Below are 14,825 nucleotides of genomic sequence, written 5' to 3'. Positions count from 1 at the left end.
ATATCCAACAAAATATGATCGTGGTTGTTATTTTAATAACACCCACAATTAAAAAGCACATTAGGTTCATAATCTAATGTGCTTATTTCAATCAATATCTATTTTGTATTAATTCATTTAATTCCTGAATTAATTGTTTCATTATTTTTCGGGAAACAGCAAAGCATCGCGTAATAAATGATCATTTCCCCGGCGACGCGTAAAACCAATGCGGTCAAAATATTCCAGAATCTGGATAGCCAATTTGCGTCCAACGTTAAGCCTGTCGCGGAAATCGGCAGCACAGGTCGATCCTTTCTCCTGATCCAGTTCACGGATCATATTGGCAAAGGCCACAATACGATCGTTACGGTAATAGCGATCTTTGACGATCGCGGTGATGATGCCTTGCTGCGCTGCTTGTCGTAGCACCACACGCATCATCTGCTCATCTGTGCCCGTCTGTTTTGCCAAATCGCGCACCCACCACGGCTCATCGCCAAAAAGCGGTTCTGCTTTTTGCCAGATAGCCTGCTGCTCTTCGCTGAAACCGGCCTTATGATCCGGCAAATGCAGCCAGCCATGATGGCTATGGATGGCGCCGCTCTCACGCATCTTTTCAATCAGCAGCAGGACCAACGCTTCGTCTTCCATCGGCAAAGCCATACGGCGCAGGCGTTCTCGCCCAGGCCCTGGTTCATCACGGTGCTGCTCGTGGTACGTTGCCAGCGTATCAAGGACTTTCCGCTGCCAGCGCGCTGCAACGGCAGCATTCAACAGACTGTATCCCGCCTGAATAAAGCCATGCAGCTCAATCAACGGACGCATACCGTTGCCGTTGAGCTGACGCGCCCAGGCGAAGTCAGGAATATTCACCGCCCCGCGCGTCAGATGTAGCGCCAGAGCTTCGCCGTCACTCTGTACCTTCTCCAGCGCTGCCAGCCACTGCAAATATTCCGGCTTACGCTTCCCGCGACGCGGCGGATTGAGCGTTACCACGCGCGCGCCAGCCAGCGTCGTGCGGGCCGAAATATCGCGTAGCACCAGACGGTCGTTATCGGCGAGCCAGAGCGGTGTATCAAACACCAGTTCCGCCAGCGTCCCTTCAAGCAGCGATATTCTCCCGGTGACATGGCTGGCCGCGTGGTGAATATGCAGCGGTTGCCACTGCATCAGCGGCGCGGCATGCTCTAAAGAGACAATCACGCGGGTAAACGCCTCTGGCGGTGCATCGGACAGCAGCCAGTCGCCGCGGTTAAGCTCTTCTTTTTGTGCATCACCGGCAATATTCAGCGCAATACGTTGCCCCGCCTGCGCGCGATCGGTGGCCTGATTTTGCGCATGCAAGCTACGTACGCGCATCGGTTTGTTGACGCCCGTGAGCCACAGCGTGTCACCAACAGTCACTTCACCGCTAAGCGCCGTCCCGGTCACCACCAGACCCGCGCCTTTGACCGTAAAGGCACGGTCAATCGCCAGGCGAAAGCTGCGATCGCGGGCATGCTCGCGCGACGTTAATTGCTGTAAATGATCGCGCAGTTCTTCGATTCCACGACCTTCACTGGCAGCCGTCACGAACAGAACCGCATCGGCGAATCCATAGTTTTCAAGCGCAGTATGCACCTCAATACGTACCGCGTTGATGCGATCTTCATCCACGCGATCGGCTTTCGTGAGCGCCACGGTGATCTGCGGATTGCCCGTCAGTTGCAGAATTTGCAAATGCTCACGCGTTTGCGCCATCACGCCGTCATCACACGCCACCACCAGCAGCGCATGGTCGATCCCGCCGACACCCGCCAGCATGTTGGACAAAAACTTTTCGTGTCCGGGAACATCGATAAATCCCAGAATCCTTCCGTCCGGCTGCGGCCAGTAGGCATAACCGAGATCGATGGTCATGCCGCGCTTTTTTTCTTCCGGCAAACGGTCGGCATTCACGCCGGTAATCGCCTGTAATAACGTTGTTTTTCCGTGGTCAACGTGTCCGGCGGTCGCAATAATCATTTCAGCATCATCTCCATAAACCGGGTCTCGTCCTCAAGGCAGCGCAGATCCAGCCATAAGCGACCATCATAAATTCGCCCAATGATCGGCACGGGCAGCGCACGCCAACGGGCGGCCAGTGCTTCGAGACGGCTACCGCGCCCATCATGTGGAGTAAAGGTTAATGCCGCGCTGGGCAGCCTATCAACAGGTAGCGAACCGCTGCCTATCTGCGATAAACAAGGCATAACGTTCAGGGCGAATTCGTCGCCGTAATGATCAGCAAGCCGTGCCTGTAATTGTTGTGCCTGCGCGTGGACAGCCTCCTGCGAGCGGGTGAGCTGGCGTAACGTCGGCAACTTCGCTGCCAGCGCTTCCGGGTGCAGGTAGAGCCGCAGCGTCGCTTCCAGCGCAGCCAGCGTCATTTTATCAGCCCGTAATGCACGTTTCAGCGGATGGCTCTGTAAGCGCGCGATCATCTCTTTTTTACCGACAATAATCCCTGCCTGCGGCCCTCCCAGTAATTTATCGCCAGAGAAGCTCACCAGGCTAACGCCAGCGGCAATCAGCTGTTGCGGCATCGGCTCCTGCGGTAATCCATACTGGCTGAGATCGACCAGCGAGCCGCTGCCGAGATCCGCCACTACCGGAACATCCAGCTCCTTGCCAATAGTGGCCAGCTCTGCCTCATCCACCGACTTCGTAAAGCCTTCGATGCTGTAATTACTGGTATGCACTTTCATCAGCAGACCGGTGTTTTCATTTACCGCCTGACGATAATCTTTCGTGTGGGTCCGGTTGGTGGTACCCACTTCGCGCAGAATACATCCGGCCTGACACATCACGTCCGGAATACGAAATGCGCCGCCAATTTCTACCAGTTCTCCGCGTGAAACGACCACCTCTTTGCCGTTAGCCGTGGCCGCCAGCATCAGCAAAACCGCTGCCGCATTGTTATTGACGATACAGGCGTCTTCCGCCCCCGTCAGACGGCAGAGTAAATCCGCCAGGGCCCGATCCCGATGTCCACGCCCGGCATCATCCAGGCTGTATTCCAGCGTCACCGGCGTGCGCATCGCCTGCACCACCGCCTCGATCGCTTCTTCGGCCTGCGATGCGCGACCAAGATTGGTATGCAGCACCGTTCCGGTCAGGTTAATCACCGGACGCAGCGCACTTTGCGATTCTCGTTCCAGCCGGGCGCAGGCCTCTTGCGCCCAGTCCTCACACCATGCCGGGAGCGCGTGCGTGTCGCGAATAGCTTCTCTGGCTTCGTCGAGCATGTGACGCAGCAGGTCAACCACCCGGGTATGACCGTGAGACTCACGTAAAGCTGGGAAGGCGCTATCGCGCAATAAACGATCGATCGCAGGAAGCTGGCTGTAGAGTGAACGCATGTCGGTTGTCATGAAAGGGCCTGGCTGTTGGTGGCCCTCTCCACCGTGGAGAGGGATATCGATATAGGAAGGATTGTACCGTGACTTTGCTTAGGCGAGTATAATGTGTATCAAGCCTTTGGCGGTTCCGTACGGGCAAAACTTTCGCGTTGAAAGAGCGTTTCCACCAGTTTGACCAGACGCGGGCGATCAACACACCAGCCGGGCGCAACCCGACGAAAATTGAGATAACCGACGGCACAGGCAATCGCAATGGTTGCCAGGTTAACCGTATCCGTTTTCAGCGTACCCTCCGCCAGATAACCTTCCAGCATATCCAGACTACGGGTAATCTTTTCTCGCTGGCGTAACAGTTCGGTTTCTGACTGCTGTGCGACGGGGCGAGCCTGTTCGCGTACCGAGACTAAACCGGCATCCATAATGCCATCGGCCAGCGCTTCCAACTGGCGTACCTTCAGCGCCGCCAGTGGTTCACGCGGCAGCATCGCTGGCGCAATATCCAGCAGTTCTATGTATTCCGCGATGATCGGAGAGTCAAACCAGTACTCGCCCTCATCGGTAACCAACGCGGGCACTTTTCCTAACGGGTTATAGCGTGCCACGCCGTTATCTGCGTTATAGGGGAGTTCATTTACAAATTCGAAGGTGATGCCCTTTTCCAGTAACAGTATAGAAATTTTACGCACAAAAGGGCTGGTATAGCTGCCAATGAGTTTCATGCCGGGTCCTTTTTGCCAACAAAAATATCAGTATGGCTCAGGTCAGTGCAAATGGCAGGTGATGACGGTCTCAATGATCCAAATAAAGGTAATGCATCCAACTGGTCATGCGCAGCAGCACTTTACGCATCACTGAAACATGAGCGAAATGGTCGGAATAGACCGCCACCTGGGCATAGATACCGTCCGGCAGCGCATCCACATCGGCATTGGGAGCCAGCTCAATCGTGGCCAGCACGCCATCGGTACCCGGCACCACCGTTAAGGACTGTAATGCTCCCTGCGCCTGATAAGAACCGCCCGGAACAACCGGCAGAATGCTGGTAAGCTTGCCGGAGAATACCTGGCCTGGCAGCGCGTTGAAGACCACTTCCGCTTCATCACCCGGTTTAAGGCGCAGCAACGAATTCTGGCGGAATTGCGCCACGATTTGCCGTTTTTGTTCCGGAATAAATACCATCACCGGGCGCAGAGGCAGCGCGGCGGCATAGGTCCCGGGCCGGATAAGCACCTGCGTTACATAACCGTTGCTGGGCGCACGTACGATAGTCTGCTCAAGATTGTATTTGGCTTCAGCGAGCTGGGCGCGCAGAGACGCAACCTGAGATTGCTCTCCATTGACCATACTGTCTAACTGGCTCTGAATCTGCGTCTGTTCAGCAACGGAGCCTTTGACCAGCGCATCCTGCGCCAGATAGTTTTGCCGGGCGTTGTCGATGTCGCTTTCAGAGAATGGATTAACCTTCGCCTGGCTGCCCTTCAAATAGCGTTGATAATCTTTATACAGGCGATCTCGTTCAGCGGAAACGCGGGTGGTATTCGCGACCGCTTCCAACAGTTGCGCTTTCAAATTGTCGATATTGTGGGTGGCGGTGACCAGGTCAGCCTGTAGCCGGTCAACTCGCGCCTGATAACGCATAGGATCGAGTTTAAATAACACCTCGCCTTTTTTAATCAGCTGATTATTTTTATCTGTCACTTCACTAACAATTCCGGTGACCTGTGGGGTAACAGGAATTGAAATAACCGCCTTTTGCGCCGTAAAGGTATACGGGTGGTTATAGTTCATTAATAAAATCAGTCCCGCCACAATAAACACCCCACCTAATGCGGCGGTAGCAAGCGTCCATTGATTTACCGGAATACGGAATATTTTAAAAATGGCCCAGGCGAATGCCACATAGGTCAGGACAATCAACAAGTCCATGATCAAATCTCCGGAAAGGTGGAGTTATCGTTTTTTTTCTCCCCATCCAGTCTATTTTCCAACTGGGTGATGCGCGCGGCCAGCGCGGCAATTTCAGGGTCAGGTTCCTTCCCGGACGGCGTGATGTGTGACTGCATTCCCCAGCCTCGTTCTGGCTGATAGAGCGTGGCCCAGATCCACAGGAAGGGCCAAATAACATGCAGCGTAAATAAACTCACCCAACCCGCCGTATGGATGGCATCGGCATGGGGATGGTTGCGCTTCTTAGCCATGTTATAGGGAATATCATGGATGGCGATGATTCCGTAAAACAGAACCAGAAAAACGAAGATCAGCACACCTAACGCGAAATAGTTTAGAAACATACCCGCCTCGTATTCACGCTAATCAGAGCTTTCAATTGCAGGCAGCCGAAAGGAGTCATGGCTGGTAATTTGAACATAATTGCAGTTAGTCATTTCCGCCATACCACCAGGGTATAAATTTTCAGGTTGATGGCTTGCGGGGTAGTTGCAAGAAATAGGTGATGAAACAGAATCCGCTCCAGATCACACCAGGAAAAATCCAGACAAATATTTATTGCGAAGTAGATCACAAATACTCAACAAACAGCCAAAGCAAAAACGTGAACAACTTCACACTTAACGCCCATTTTTAGCCAATCTTTGACCTGTGATGTTTTTTTGTACCGATATTTTGTGATGAAAATCACATTAACTAACGCCATACACCCTATATTTACGTGACAAACGTCACATAAAAAGCCGTCGACTGGACAGTTGAACGATTCAGTGCCAGATTTCGCAGTATCTACAGGGTCCGGCTACCTCCTGCCGCTACATTAACAAACCTCGGGCTTTTAGCCTGCGCGACAGCAAACATAAGAAGGGGTGTTTTTATGTCATCCGATATTAAGATCAAAGTGCAAAGCTTTGGTCGATTCCTCAGTAACATGGTGATGCCAAATATCGGCGCGTTTATCGCGTGGGGTATTATCACCGCATTATTCATTCCGACAGGGTGGTTGCCGAACGAAACGCTGGCGAAGCTTGTCGGCCCAATGATCACCTATCTGCTGCCGCTGCTGATCGGTTATACCGGTGGTAAGCTGGTTGGCGGCGAGCGTGGCGGCGTGGTGGGTGCTATCACCACCATGGGCGTTATCGTCGGTGCCGATATGCCAATGTTCCTCGGCGCGATGATCGCAGGTCCGCTGGGCGGCTGGGCTATCAAACATTTCGACAACTGGGTAGACGGTAAGATCAAGTCCGGTTTTGAGATGCTGGTGAATAACTTCTCCGCAGGCATCATCGGGATGATCCTCGCCATTCTGGCATTCCTTGGCATTGGCCCATTGGTTGAAGCACTGTCCAAAATCCTGGCGGCAGGCGTTAACTTCATGGTTGTCCATGACATGCTGCCGCTGGCGTCTATCTTCGTTGAACCGGCGAAAATCCTGTTCCTCAACAACGCCATCAACCACGGTATTTTCTCACCGCTGGGTATTCAGCAGTCCCATGAGATGGGCAAATCCATCTTCTTCCTGATTGAAGCTAACCCGGGTCCGGGTATGGGCGTTCTGCTGGCATACATGTTCTTCGGTCGCGGCAGCGCTAAGCAGTCTGCAGGCGGCGCGGCTATCATCCACTTCCTGGGTGGTATCCACGAAATTTACTTCCCGTACGTGCTGATGAACCCGCGTCTGATCCTGGCCGTTATCCTCGGCGGTATGACTGGCGTATTTACCCTGACTATCCTGAACGGCGGCCTGGTTTCTCCGGCTTCCCCGGGTTCTATCCTGGCCGTGCTGGCAATGACGCCGAAGGGTGCTTACTTCGCGAACATCGCTGCTATCTGTGCCGCAATGGCTGTCTCCTTTGTCGTCTCAGCCATTCTGCTGAAAACCAGCAAAGTGAAAGAAGATGATGACATTGATGCCGCTACTCGTCGTATGCACGACATGAAAGCGGAATCCAAAGGTGCATCTCCGCTGGCGGCTGGCGACGTGACTAACGACCTGAGCCATGTGCGTAAAATCATCGTTGCCTGCGATGCGGGTATGGGCTCCAGCGCCATGGGGGCGGGCGTACTGCGCAAGAAAGTGCAGGATGCCGGTCTGTCTCAGATTTCCGTCACCAACAGCGCGATTAACAATCTGCCGCCGGATGTCGATCTGGTCATTACCCACCGTGACCTGACCGAACGAGCGATGCGCCAGGTGCCTCAGGCACAGCACATTTCGCTGACCAACTTCCTCGACAGCGGCCTGTACGCCAGCCTGACCGAACGTCTGGTTGCTGCACAGCGCCACAACGTGAACGAAGAGAAAGTCCGCGATCACCTGAAAGACAGCTTTGAAGAGGGTGATACCCACCTGTTCAAACTGGGTGCGGAGAATATCTTCCTCGGCCGTAAAGCCACTAACAAAGAAGAAGCGATTCGCTTTGCCGGTGAGCAACTGGTGAAAGGCGGCTACGTTGAGCCAGAATACGTCGAGGCGATGCTGGACCGCGAAAAACTGACCCCGACTTACCTCGGTGAGTCCATCGCAGTGCCGCACGGTACGGTTGAAGCCAAAGACCGCGTGCTGAAAACCGGCGTGGTGTTCTGCCAGTACCCGGAAGGCGTGCGCTTCGGTGAAGAAGAAGACGACATTGCCCGCCTGGTCATTGGTATCGCCGCACGTAACAATGAACATATCCAGGTGATCACCAGCCTGACCAACGCTCTGGATGACGAATCCGTGATCGAACGTCTGGCCCATACCACCAGCGTGGATGAAGTTCTGGAACTGCTGGCAGGTAAAAAAGCTTAACCATTAAGTATCTCCAAAATAGTTCGAGCTGCAGAAAGGCGGCAACGCAGCGAATCCCCAGGAGCGTACATAAGTACGTGACTGGGGTGAGCGAGGAGAGCCAACGCATCTGCAGTTCGAAATATGAAGGCGATATCCTCTCCCTTGTGGAGAGGGTTAGGTTGAGGGAAACGCCTCACCCCAGCCCTCTTGGGTAAAAACATTATTGAAGGTTAATACTATGAAAGCATTACATTTTGGCGCAGGTAATATCGGTCGTGGCTTTATCGGCAAACTGCTGGCGGACGCGGGGATACAACTCACGTTCGCGGATGTAAACCAGGTCGTGCTCGATGCCCTGAATGCCCGTCATAGCTATCAGGTTCATGTGGTGGGTGAAAACGAGCAGGTTGATACCGTTTCCGGCGTCAACGCCGTGAGCAGCATCGGCGATGATGTTGTCGACCTGATTGCCCACGTAGATTTAGTCACTACCGCCGTCGGTCCGGTCGTTCTTGAGCGTATCGCTCCGGCCATCGCCAAAGGGCTGGTTAAACGCAAGGCGCAGGGCATCGCCACTCCGCTGAATATTATCGCCTGTGAAAACATGGTGCGCGGAACCACCCAGTTGAAAGGCCACGTTATGAACGCGCTGGCAGATGAAGACAAATCCTGGGTTGAAGAACATGTTGGCTTCGTCGATTCCGCCGTGGACCGCATTGTTCCCCCTTCGGCTTCTGCGACCAACGATCCGCTGGAAGTCACCGTCGAAACCTTCAGTGAGTGGATTGTCGACAAAACACAGTTCAAAGGCGAACTGCCTGACATCCCGGGAATGGAATTAACTGATAACCTGATGGCATTTGTCGAACGTAAACTCTTCACGCTGAACACCGGGCATGCTATAACCGCGTACCTCGGAAAATTGACCGGTCATCAGACCATCCGTGACGCGATTCTCGACGAGAAAATCCGTGCAGTGGTAAAAGGTGCGATGGAAGAGAGCGGCGCGGTACTGATCAAACGCTATGGCTTTGATGCAGCAAAACATGCGGCATACATTCAGAAAATCCTCGGTCGCTTTGAAAACCCGTATCTGAAAGATGACGTTGAGCGCGTGGGTCGTCAGCCGCTGCGTAAACTGAGCGCGGGCGATCGTCTGATTAAACCGCTGCTGGGCACGCTGGAGTATGGCCTGCCGCACGCGAATCTGGTCACCGGTATTGCTGCAGCGATGCACTATCGCAGTGAAGAAGATCCGCAGGCCCAGGAACTGGCCGCGCTGATTGACGAAAAAGGTCCACAGGCCGCGCTGGCGCAGGTTTCCGGTCTGGATGCCAACAGTGATGTGGTGGCGGAGGCGGTTAACGCATATAACGCAACCAAATGATAGAGAATGTGGCGCAGGTCAGCCTGCGCCCAAATGACAGATTGTCAGATATGCAGGCAATAATGGAACAAACGCAGGCCTTTGAAAATCGTGTGCTTGAGCGTCTGAATGCTGGCAAAACCGTACGCAGCTTCCTCATCACCGCCGTAGAACTGCTCACCGAAGCGGTGAATATCCTTGTGCTTCAGGTATTTCGCAAAGACGACTATGCGGTAAAATATGCCGTAGAACCCCTGCTCGACGGCGACGGTCCGCTGGGCGATCTTTCCGTTCGTCTGAAGCTAATTTACGGTCTGGGCGTACTCAGCCGGCCGGAGTATGAAGATGCGGAGCTTCTGATGGCGCTGCGGGAAGAGTTAAACCATGACGGTAATGAATACGCGTTCACCGACGACGAAATTCTTGGCCCGTTTGGCGAACTCCACTGCGTGACGGCACTCCCGCCGCCACCGCAGTTTGATACCTCAGACTCAGGTTTGCACGCAATGCAGATTCAGCGCTACCAGCAGATGGTACGCTCCACGATGGTACTTTCCCTGACCGAGCTGATTTCTAAAATCAGCTTAAAAAAAGCCTTTCAAAAATAAGACCCTGCAGGCTTACTTCTCTTCCTGCTGCGGTCGATACAGCTGCCGATAATACGCCAGACGTTGCAGATACAGCTGCGCATTCTCCTGCGGTATTTCAGTAGGGACAACGTTGCGCGGTGGTGTTTTATTCAGATATTCGCGAAAAGCCTGGCTTGAAGCCATAAAATCGACCGTCTTATCAATAAGGGCCGAAACGTTCTCACCTATTTTCGCCATAATCTTCCCTCCTCCATGTATTAACCGCGCTCAGCCTGCGCGGTTGCTCATTTAAGTTTAGGATCGGTTGGGCGATTATATTGAGGAAAACGTGCTTCACTATGAACCCGTCAATAAAAAGCACCACGGCCGACCTTATCACTTAAAATTCCTTATTAATCAAAATAGTAGTATTTTCATTAGCTGAATAATACTTGCAACATTTGATTATTTATCTTCGATTAGTTGTGAATAATCCCGCTCTGCGCGCATACTATAGGATATTCATCCTATTTTTATCAGAAGCTATCCTATGAAAGAAGTCGAAAAAAACGAAATTAAACGCCTGAGCGATCGTCTGGACGCTATCCGCCACCAGCAGGCAGACCTGTCCCTGGTTGAAGCCGCCGACAAATATGCCGAGCTGGAGCAAGAGAAAGAAACGCTGGAAACCGAGATTGCGCGTCTGCGTGACGTCCACGGCCAGAAGCTGAGCAAAGAAGCGCAAAAGCTGGCGAAACTTCCTTTCCGTCGTGCTATCACCAAAAAAGAACAGGCCGACATGGGCAAGCTGAAGAAGAGCGTGCGCGGCCTGATCGTCGTTCACCCGATGACCGAGCTTGGCCGTGAAATGGGCCTGAAAGAGATGACGGGCTTCGCGAAGAGCGAGTTCTGATCTCCCACCGGGCAACATTCGCTTGCCCGGTCCTTCCCTTCTCCTCGCAATTGGCCCTACCAATTTCAGCCAGATCCTACCAGCACCTCACATTTCATTAAAATGTGCGTACAATACCGTTGCCAATAAATAACATTTGATTAACCATTCATTGTCATTACCCCTACACAACAATATTGGCAGGGCCACTTTTACACATAATGTGACCAGGAGATGAGCACAGACTCATTCCATTATGTCGGCGGCCCCCAGGAGACCTGCAATGAATCTCTGGCAACAGAACTACGACCCGGCCGGTAACATCTGGCTTTCCAGTCTGATCGCATCGCTCCCTATCCTGTTCTTTTTCTTCGCCCTGATTAAGCTCAAGCTGAAAGGCTATGTTGCGGCGTCATGGACGGTGGTGATCGCTCTGACGGTCGCCCTGCTGTTTTACAAAATGCCGGTCGATCACGCTCTGGCTTCCGTGGTGTACGGCTTCTTCTATGGTTTGTGGCCAATTGCCTGGATCATTATCGCCGCGGTATTCGTCTATAAAATCTCGGTGAAAACCGGGCAGTTCGACATCATCCGCTCCTCAATACTCTCGATTACCCCGGACCAACGTCTGCAAATGCTGATTGTCGGTTTCTCCTTTGGCGCATTCCTCGAAGGGGCGGCAGGATTTGGCGCTCCGGTAGCGATTACCGCCGCACTGCTGGTTGGTCTGGGCTTTAATCCTCTGTACGCGGCAGGTTTGTGCCTGATCGTAAACACCGCTCCGGTCGCTTTTGGCGCAATGGGCATTCCGATTCTGGTTGCCGGTCAGGTTACCGGGCTGGATAGCTTCGAGATTGGTCAGATGGTGGGCCGTCAGTTACCGTTCCTGACCATTATCGTGTTGTTCTGGATTATGGCGATTATGGATGGCTGGCGCGGCGTAAAAGAGACCTGGCCTGCGGTGATGGTCGCTGGCGGCTCGTTTGCTATCGCGCAGTACCTCAGCTCTAACTTTATCGGGCCAGAACTGCCGGACATTATCTCGTCTCTGGTTTCGCTGGTCTGCCTGACGCTGTTCCTGAAACGCTGGCAGCCGGTACGCATCTTCCGCTTTGGCGATATGGGCGCTTCACAGGTCGATCAGACGCTGGCTCGCACCCACTATACCGCTGGACAGGTGGTCCGCGCCTGGTCTCCGTTCCTGTTCCTGACGGCCACCGTCACGCTGTGGAGCGTACCGCCGTTTAAAGCGCTGTTTGCGCCAGGCGGCGCGATGTACCACTGGGTGGTCAATATTCCGGTTCCGTACCTCGATAAGCTGGTTGCCCGTATGCCGCCGGTCGTACACGAAGCCACAGCCTACGCGGCGGTGTATAAATTTGACTGGTTCTCCGCAACCGGTACCGCGATTTTGTTTGCCGCCCTGCTGTCTATCGTCTGGTTGAAGATGAAGCCGTCCGCAGCGCTGCAGACTTTTGGCAGCACGCTGAAAGATCTGGCATTACCTATTTACTCCATCGGAATGGTGCTGGCATTCGCGTTTATCTCAAACTACTCCGGGCTTTCATCAACCCTGGCGTTGGCCCTGGCACACACCGGCAGCGCGTTTACCTTCTTCTCACCGTTCCTCGGCTGGCTGGGGGTATTTCTGACCGGGTCCGACACCTCATCAAACGCACTGTTTGCCGCCCTGCAGGCTACGGCTGCTCAGCAAATCGGCGTTTCGGATGTGCTGATGGTTGCGGCAAATACCACCGGCGGCGTGACCGGCAAGATGATCTCGCCGCAATCTATCGCTATCGCCTGTGCGGCAGTGGGATTAGTGGGGAAAGAGTCTGACCTGTTCCGCTTTACCGTGAAACACAGCCTGATTTTCACCTGCATGGTGGGTGTGATTACCACGCTGCAGGCCTATGTCTTAACCTGGATGATTCCATGATAGTGATGCCCAGACGCCTGTCAGACGAAGTCGCATCTCGTGTGCGGGCGCTGATTGAAGAACAACAGCTGGAAGCGGGCATGAAGTTGCCCGCTGAGCGCCAACTGGCCGTACAGCTCGGCGTATCGCGTAACTCGCTGCGCGAGGCGTTAGCAAAACTGGTCAGTGAAGGCGTACTGATTAGCCGTCGTGGCGGCGGGACGTTTATCCGCTGGCAGCATGAGGCCTGGTCTGAACAAAACATCGTTCAGCCGCTGAAAACCCTGCTGGCGGACGATCCTGATTACAGTTTCGATATTCTGGAGGCCCGCCACGCCATCGAAGCCAGTACCGCCTGGCACGCTGCCATGCGGGCCACCGCCGCGGATAAAGAGAAAATCAGGCTCTGTTTCGAGGCCACGCAAAGCGAAGATCCGGATCTCGCCTCGCAGGCTGACGTTCGTTTTCATCTCGCCATTGCGGAAGCCTCGCACAACGTGGTGCTGTTGCAGACCATGCGCGGTTTCTTCGACGTCCTGCAGTCTTCGGTAAAACAGAGCCGCCAACGTATGTACCTGGTACCGCCGGTATTTTCTCAACTGACGGCGCAGCATCAGGCCGTGCTGGACGCCATTGTTGCCGGGGATGCCGACGGGGCGCGTAAGGCCATGATGGCGCACCTCAGTTTTGTCCACACCACAATTAAACGATTTGATGAAGATCAGGCCCGGCAGGCGCGTATTACTCGCCTGCCCGGTGATCCTGGTGAGAATAGCAGGGAGAACAACACATGATTATTTCAGCAGCCAGCGACTATCGCGCCGCAGCCCAGCGCATCCTGCCCCCCTTCTTGTTCCACTATATTGACGGCGGGGCGTATGCCGAGCACACCTTGCGCCGTAACGTGGCAGACCTGTCAGAGGTGGCGCTGCGCCAGCGCGTACTGAAGAATATGTCTGACCTGAGCCTGGAAACCAAGCTGTTCAACGAAACACTCTCCATGCCGGTAGCCCTCGCGCCTGTCGGTTTGTGCGGCATGTACGCACGCCGGGGCGAGGTTCAGGCCGCCGCCGCCGCTGATGCCAAAGGCATTCCGTTTACGCTTTCCACAGTGTCCGTATGTCCGATTGAAGAAGTCGCCCCGACCATCAAGCGTCCGATGTGGTTCCAGCTGTATGTTCTGCGCGATCGCGGTTTTATGCGTAACGCACTGGAGCGCGCCAAAGCGGCGGGTTGCTCCACGCTGGTCTTTACCGTCGATATGCCAACGCCTGGCGCACGCTACCGTGATGCCCATTCCGGTATGAGCGGTCCAAATGCGGCACTGCGTCGCTACTGGCAAGCAGTCACTCATCCACAGTGGGCATGGGACGTTGGTCTGAACGGTCGCCCGCATGATTTAGGCAATATTTCGACTTATCTGGGCAAACCCACCGGCCTTGAAGATTACATCGGCTGGCTGGCGAATAACTTCGATCCGTCGATTTCCTGGAAAGACCTCGAGTGGATCCGTGAATTCTGGGATGGTCCGATGGTGATCAAAGGGATCCTCGACCCTGAAGATGCCCGCGACGCCGTACGCTTTGGCGCGGATGGTATCGTTGTCTCTAACCACGGTGGCCGTCAGTTAGATGGCGTGCTGTCTTCAGCTCGTGCGCTGCCCGCCATTGCCGATGCGGTGAAAGGCGATATTACCATTCTGGCTGATAGCGGGATCCGCAATGGTCTGGACGTTGTACGCATGATAGCGCTGGGCGCGGATAGCGTGCTGCTGGGGCGTGCTTATCTGTACGCGCTGGCGACCCACGGCCAGGCCGGTGTGGCGAATCTGCTGAACCTGATCGAGAAAGAGATGAAGGTGGCGATGACCCTGACCGGTGCGAAGTCAATTAGCGAAATCAGCCGTGATTCGCTGGTACAGGAACTGGGTAAGAGCCTGCCTGCCGCGCTGGCACCTCTGGTCCAGGGTAGCGCAGCGTAACAACATCCCCGTAA

At 54.2% G+C, this 14,825-nt stretch carries 13 protein-coding genes; 7 read left to right on the top strand and 6 right to left on the bottom strand.

Annotation, left to right across the window (positions count from 1 at the left end; genetic code table 11):
- Window positions 1-141: 141 nt before the first annotated feature.
- The 5 genes from selB to HV037_RS00635 all read right to left on the bottom strand — a co-directional run bounded on the left by selB (window position 142) and on the right by HV037_RS00635 (window position 5,653).
- Window positions 142-1,986 (bottom strand): selenocysteine-specific translation elongation factor, encoded by a 1,845-nt coding sequence (gene selB, locus HV037_RS00655; RefSeq protein WP_103284432.1) that lies wholly within the window; start codon window positions 1,984-1,986, stop codon window positions 142-144.
- Window positions 1,983-3,374 carry an L-seryl-tRNA(Sec) selenium transferase gene (gene selA, locus HV037_RS00650; RefSeq protein WP_016154951.1) on the bottom strand — a complete coding sequence of 464 codons (1,392 nt, stop codon included), beginning with the start codon at window positions 3,372-3,374 and terminating at the stop codon, window positions 1,983-1,985. Before selA ends, selB begins: the two co-directional genes overlap by 4 nt.
- Before the next feature lie 98 nt (window positions 3,375-3,472).
- Window positions 3,473-4,081, bottom strand: coding sequence for a glutathione S-transferase (locus tag HV037_RS00645; protein WP_046275795.1), 609 nt, complete (start codon window positions 4,079-4,081; stop codon window positions 3,473-3,475).
- 70 nt (window positions 4,082-4,151) lie between these two features.
- Window positions 4,152-5,288, bottom strand: coding sequence for an HlyD family secretion protein (locus tag HV037_RS00640; RefSeq protein ID WP_049271752.1), 1,137 nt, complete (start codon window positions 5,286-5,288; stop codon window positions 4,152-4,154).
- Window positions 5,289-5,290: 2 nt separating this feature from the next.
- Window positions 5,291-5,653 carry a DUF3302 domain-containing protein gene (locus HV037_RS00635; RefSeq protein ID WP_016154955.1) on the bottom strand — a complete coding sequence of 121 codons (363 nt, stop codon included), beginning with the start codon at window positions 5,651-5,653 and terminating at the stop codon, window positions 5,291-5,293.
- 533 nt (window positions 5,654-6,186) lie between these two features.
- Between HV037_RS00635 and mtlA the strand changes: the two genes are divergently transcribed.
- The 3 genes from mtlA (at window position 6,187) to mtlR (ending at window position 10,059) form a co-directional block, all read left to right on the top strand.
- Entirely contained in the window at window positions 6,187-8,103 is a 1,917-nt protein-coding gene (gene mtlA / locus HV037_RS00630; protein WP_016154956.1) for a PTS mannitol transporter subunit IICBA, read from the top strand.
- A gap of 220 nt (window positions 8,104-8,323) precedes the next feature.
- On the top strand, window positions 8,324-9,472 hold the full coding sequence (gene mtlD, locus HV037_RS00625; protein ID WP_016154957.1) for a mannitol-1-phosphate 5-dehydrogenase: 1,149 nt from the start codon (window positions 8,324-8,326) through the stop codon (window positions 9,470-9,472).
- Entirely contained in the window at window positions 9,469-10,059 is a 591-nt protein-coding gene (gene mtlR, locus HV037_RS00620) for a mannitol operon repressor MtlR (protein ID WP_005120486.1), read from the top strand. Before mtlD ends, mtlR begins: the two co-directional genes overlap by 4 nt.
- A gap of 12 nt (window positions 10,060-10,071) precedes the next feature.
- Here the strand turns inward: mtlR and HV037_RS00615 are convergent, their stop codons facing one another.
- Window positions 10,072-10,278, bottom strand: coding sequence for a hypothetical protein (locus tag HV037_RS00615; protein ID WP_016154958.1), 207 nt, complete (start codon window positions 10,276-10,278; stop codon window positions 10,072-10,074).
- 292 nt (window positions 10,279-10,570) lie between these two features.
- Here HV037_RS00615 and HV037_RS00610 point away from each other — a divergent pair, with 292 nt between their 5' ends.
- The 4 genes from HV037_RS00610 (at window position 10,571) to lldD (ending at window position 14,811) form a co-directional block, all read left to right on the top strand.
- Window positions 10,571-10,933, top strand: a complete 363-nt coding sequence (locus HV037_RS00610; protein ID WP_016154959.1) for a YibL family ribosome-associated protein — start codon at window positions 10,571-10,573, stop codon at window positions 10,931-10,933.
- A 262-nt stretch (window positions 10,934-11,195) separates the two neighbouring features.
- Window positions 11,196-12,851, top strand: a complete 1,656-nt coding sequence (gene lldP, locus HV037_RS00605; protein ID WP_016154960.1) for an L-lactate permease — start codon at window positions 11,196-11,198, stop codon at window positions 12,849-12,851.
- Entirely contained in the window at window positions 12,848-13,624 is a 777-nt protein-coding gene (gene lldR / locus HV037_RS00600; protein ID WP_003024170.1) for a transcriptional regulator LldR, read from the top strand. Before lldP ends, lldR begins: the two co-directional genes overlap by 4 nt.
- Window positions 13,621-14,811, top strand: coding sequence for an FMN-dependent L-lactate dehydrogenase LldD (gene lldD, locus HV037_RS00595; RefSeq protein WP_016154962.1), 1,191 nt, complete (start codon window positions 13,621-13,623; stop codon window positions 14,809-14,811). The genes lldR and lldD overlap by 4 nt, the downstream gene beginning before the upstream one ends.
- The last annotated feature ends 14 nt before the right edge of the window (window positions 14,812-14,825 follow it).

Source organism: Citrobacter sp. RHBSTW-00017 (assembly GCF_013797615.1).
In the GTDB taxonomy this organism is placed as follows: Bacteria; Pseudomonadota; Gammaproteobacteria; order Enterobacterales; family Enterobacteriaceae; genus Citrobacter; species Citrobacter braakii.
Note: the sequence above shows the minus strand (reverse complement) of the source record. Positions and strands in the feature narration are given on the sequence as shown.

Bases quoted from the DNA above. Each gene is read 5' to 3' on its own strand.
- selA (WP_016154951.1), bottom strand. From the start codon at position 3,374: ATGACAACCGACATGCGTTCACTCTACAGCCAGCTTCCTGCGATCGAT.
- mtlD (WP_016154957.1), top strand. From the start codon at position 8,324: ATGAAAGCATTACATTTTGGCGCAGGTAATATCGGTCGTGGCTTTATC.
- HV037_RS00640 (WP_049271752.1), bottom strand. From the start codon at position 5,288: ATGGACTTGTTGATTGTCCTGACCTATGTGGCATTCGCCTGGGCCATT.
- lldP (WP_016154960.1), top strand. From the start codon at position 11,196: ATGAATCTCTGGCAACAGAACTACGACCCGGCCGGTAACATCTGGCTT.
- lldD (WP_016154962.1), top strand. From the start codon at position 13,621: ATGATTATTTCAGCAGCCAGCGACTATCGCGCCGCAGCCCAGCGCATC.
- HV037_RS00610 (WP_016154959.1), top strand. From the start codon at position 10,571: ATGAAAGAAGTCGAAAAAAACGAAATTAAACGCCTGAGCGATCGTCTG.
- HV037_RS00615 (WP_016154958.1), bottom strand. From the start codon at position 10,278: ATGGCGAAAATAGGTGAGAACGTTTCGGCCCTTATTGATAAGACGGTC.
- HV037_RS00635 (WP_016154955.1), bottom strand. From the start codon at position 5,653: ATGTTTCTAAACTATTTCGCGTTAGGTGTGCTGATCTTCGTTTTTCTG.
- HV037_RS00645 (WP_046275795.1), bottom strand. From the start codon at position 4,081: ATGAAACTCATTGGCAGCTATACCAGCCCTTTTGTGCGTAAAATTTCT.
- mtlR (WP_005120486.1), top strand. From the start codon at position 9,469: ATGATAGAGAATGTGGCGCAGGTCAGCCTGCGCCCAAATGACAGATTG.
- mtlA (WP_016154956.1), top strand. From the start codon at position 6,187: ATGTCATCCGATATTAAGATCAAAGTGCAAAGCTTTGGTCGATTCCTC.
- selB (WP_103284432.1), bottom strand. From the start codon at position 1,986: ATGATTATTGCGACCGCCGGACACGTTGACCACGGAAAAACAACGTTA.
- lldR (WP_003024170.1), top strand. From the start codon at position 12,848: ATGATAGTGATGCCCAGACGCCTGTCAGACGAAGTCGCATCTCGTGTG.